Origin of the sequence: Wolbachia endosymbiont of Cardiocondyla obscurior, assembly GCF_902713635.1 — a bacterium.
Classification (GTDB): domain Bacteria; phylum Pseudomonadota; class Alphaproteobacteria; order Rickettsiales; family Anaplasmataceae; genus Wolbachia; species Wolbachia pipientis.
Genome location: NZ_CACTIU010000090.1, coordinates 1 through 3,472, shown reverse-complemented (window position 1 = coordinate 3,472; position 3,472 = coordinate 1). Strand labels below are relative to the sequence as shown.

4 protein-coding genes are annotated in these 3,472 nt (G+C 36.8%); all 4 read left to right on the top strand.

The genetic code is table 11. The annotated features are described in order from the left end of the window. The first annotated feature begins 26 nt into the window (after positions 1 to 26). Positions 27 to 365: a hypothetical protein gene (locus tag WOCAOBSORBRA_RS05750; protein WP_231115842.1), complete on the top strand. Its 339-nt coding sequence runs from the start codon at positions 27 to 29 to the stop codon at positions 363 to 365. 12 nt (positions 366 to 377) lie between these two features. Next, positions 378 to 650: a 30S ribosomal protein S15 gene (gene rpsO, locus WOCAOBSORBRA_RS05745; RefSeq protein ID WP_006279944.1), complete on the top strand. Its 273-nt coding sequence runs from the start codon at positions 378 to 380 to the stop codon at positions 648 to 650. A gap of 14 nt (positions 651 to 664) precedes the next feature. Further along, positions 665 to 2,938 (top strand): polyribonucleotide nucleotidyltransferase, encoded by a 2,274-nt coding sequence (pnp, locus tag WOCAOBSORBRA_RS05740; RefSeq protein ID WP_155969351.1) that lies wholly within the window; start codon positions 665 to 667, stop codon positions 2,936 to 2,938. A gap of 205 nt (positions 2,939 to 3,143) precedes the next feature. Beyond that, on the top strand, positions 3,144 to 3,472 hold a 329-nt coding region (locus WOCAOBSORBRA_RS05735; protein WP_246165656.1), incomplete at its 3' end, for a DUF6444 domain-containing protein.

Sequence of the window (3,472 nt, the reverse complement as noted above, 5' to 3'; positions counted from 1 at the left end):
ATTTGAGATAGCTTCATAAATTTATTGTGCGTTACCTACTATCCGAAGAGCGATGCAACAAAGCCATCCCAGTGTCAGCTACTTGGATGACAGAGGGGGGTGGGATGACAGAAGATGATGGAGTGACAGGGAGTAATACAAAAAGTTTCGTCATCCCCATTGAATCGGCTTTAAAATCGATGTTCAAAGTTGAAATTTCCCTAGAAGATGCGGGGAAAATCAGAAAAGGTCAGGAAGTTGTATTAAATAACTTGCGTAATTTAAAGAATCATGATATTTGTTGTACGGTGGTGGGTAGTGTACCTATTGCAATCTGCAGTTTTATTTATGGTTGTGTGAAACCTATTCGTGTTTTTAATATTTAAAATGAGGTTTAGATGTCGATAACATCCGAAAAGAAAAAGAGTTTGATAAATATATACGCAATTAAAGAAGATGATACAGGCTCATCTTTTGTACAATGTGCAATTTTGACCGAGAGGATCAGTAACTTAACTGAGCATTTTAAAGTGCACAAGCATGACCATCACTCTAAGCGTGGTTTACTTATATTGATAGGTAGAAGACGCAAGCACTTAAATTATATAAAGCGTAAATTTGGTAATGAAGCCTATCAGGAATTAATAGAGAAGTTAGGCATTAGAAAATAATCGAGGAATTTAATATGTTTAAAATTATAAAAAAATCTATAGAGTGGGGTGGTCGTGCCTTATCTTTAGAAACAGGAAAAATAGCACGCCAAGCTCATGGTTCAGTAGTTGTAAATTACGGTGATACTTCTGTTTTAGTAACTGTTGTACGTAAAAAGAAGGAAGAAAGCGTTGATTTCCTACCTTTAAATGTGCAGTTTATCGCAAAAAGCTATGCCATGGGTAAGATCCCTGGCGGGTTTTTTAAAAGAGAAGGCAAGCCATCTGATAGAGAAACTTTAATCTCAAGAGTAATAGATAGAAGTATAAGACCACTATTCCCAGAAGGATTTCATGATGAAATTAGTGTGGTGTGCAATCTATTAACTTATGATACAGTCAATCCTCCTGAAGTGCCAGCATTGATTGGTGCTGTTGCAGCTCTTGCAATTTCTGGTGTTCCCTTTCACTTTACTATAGCTGGAGTGATGGTTGGTTGTGATGAAAATAATAACTATATACTCAACCCTTCTGTTCAAGAGATGAAAGCAAGCAGCTTGGATCTGTTTTTGTCTGGTGATGAAAATTCAATTTTAATGGTTGAATCAGAAGTGAAAGAGCTCTCTGAAGAAAATGTTTTTAATGCAATAAAATTTGGCCATGAACACCTTAAGCCTGTCATTAAGCTCATAAAAGAGTTTGCTGATACAATTGGCAATAAACCTGAGAGCTTTGCCCCTATTGATGCATCAGATATAACACAAGAGCTCGAAAAATACGGTAAAGATTTTGAAAAAGCATATTCGCAAACAGTAAAACAAGAGCGAGTTCAAGCTCTAGAAGCGATCAGAGAGAATATATTGAATACTCTTAAAGAAACTGGAAAAGACGAAAAGTTAATTACGTATGCAGTAAAAAACTTTGAAAGATCTTTAGTACGTGAAATAATTAGGAAGAAAAGTGTAAGGATAGACAGTCGTAAGCATGATGAGATACGTCAGATAGAAGTTGAAGTTGATATTCTGTCCAAAACTCACGGTTCTGCACTATTTACAAGAGGCAATACTCAGGCGCTGGTTGTTACTGCTCTTGGCACCACTCAAGATGAGCAAATTGTGGATGATATTGAAGGGGATAGACGTGAGCATTTCATGTTGCATTATAACTTTCCCTCATTTGCTGTTGGAGAAACTTCTGCTGCGCGTGCACCAGGAAGAAGAGAAATCGGTCATGGCAAACTTGCTTGGAAAGCAATTCATCCTGTTTTACCCGATAAGTCTGAATTTCCTTATACAATAAGAGTAGTGTCCGAAATTTTGGAGTCTGATGGTTCTTCTTCTATGGCAACAGTTTGTGGGACTTCTCTTGCTTTAATGGATACGGGTGTGCCAATAAAGGCCCCTGTTGCTGGAATTGCTATGGGTCTCATCAAAGATAAAGACGAGTATGTAATACTTTCCGATATACTTGGTGATGAAGATTATCTTGGTGATATGGACTTTAAAGTAGCAGGAACTAGTGAAGGGGTTACGGCGCTACAAATGGACATGAAAATTTCTGGTATAAGCTTTGAAATTGTTGAAAAATCTTTAGAACAGGCAAAAGCTGGAAGATTACATATTTTAGAAAAAATGAATGCAGTGATTTCAGAACACAGTGATGATGTCAAAGACCATGCACCAAGGATGTTATCATTTTACATAGATAAAGACAAAATTTCTGCTGCTATAGGTTCTAAGGGGAAAAATATACGCAGTGTGTGTGAAAGAAGTAATGCAAAAATTGAAATAGGAGATGATGGTAAAGTTTCTGTTTTTGCTACGAGTGGCACTGAAGCTGAAATTGCAAAGAGTATGATGATTGATTCAATAACAGAACTAGAACAAGGTTCTATAGTTGATGTCAAGGTTGTAAGAATAGAGAAGTCTATTGTAGAGCTTGAATTTCTTAATGGCAGAAAAGGAAAAATGCACATAAGTGAAGTAGCTAATGAACATATAGATTCTATAGAGAGCGTACTTAAACAAGATGATACTTTCAAAGCACTAGTAATTGACTTCGAAAAAGGTGGGTGTCCAAAGTTGTCAAGACGTCGGGTTGACCAAGAGACGGGAGAGTTTTTTGAAGGTGAGCTTTACAACGAGGAAAGGAAAGATGGTCCAAATGACAGGGATAATTATTACAATAATTCATTTAGTAGAAAACCTGGAGGAAGTCACCATAAGAGGCCTCCTCGTCCTCGTTCTGGTTTCAGCAACAGAAATAGGCCGAAATTTGGTAATAATGATTCATCATCAGGTTTTTATTAAGAGTAAACTTCTTGCGTTACCTCTCGTCATTCCAGTGCTTAACACTGGAATGACACCCTTTCTGGTGAAGGTTGTTCTCAAATCACAATGTTAGTACAATTGTGGTGTTAGCTATAGCTAACCCAAGGTATCCGTTCAGCGGAGTGGTAGAATAAGGTAGACAAAGTGATCTAAAAAGATAATCATAGAGCAAAAGTGAGGTAATGTGGTAAACCTTTTAGAACTTTGCAAAAATTTACAGCAAAAAATAGAAAAACTGAAAGCAGAGATAGAAAACTTAAAAGCAGAAAATAAAGCTTTAAAGATAGAGAACGCTGAATTAAAGGAAAGGCTTGGTTTAAACTCGAAAAATTCATCTCTACCGAGCTCTAAAGAATTGTACAAAACAAAAAAGGATAAGCCAAAAAGCGAAAGGAATGTTGGCGATCAGGTTGGGCATAAAGGAAATTTTCATGCTACAATGGAAGCGGATAAAGTAGTAAAAATAGAGTTGCCTAATATTTGCGAATGCGGAGGAGAGCTTGTAATATGCGA

Coding starts and splice junctions, on each gene's coding strand:
- rpsO (WP_006279944.1), top strand. CDS start 378: ATGTCGATAACATCCGAAAAGAAAAAGAGTTTGATAAATATATACGCA.
- pnp (WP_155969351.1), top strand. CDS start 665: ATGTTTAAAATTATAAAAAAATCTATAGAGTGGGGTGGTCGTGCCTTA.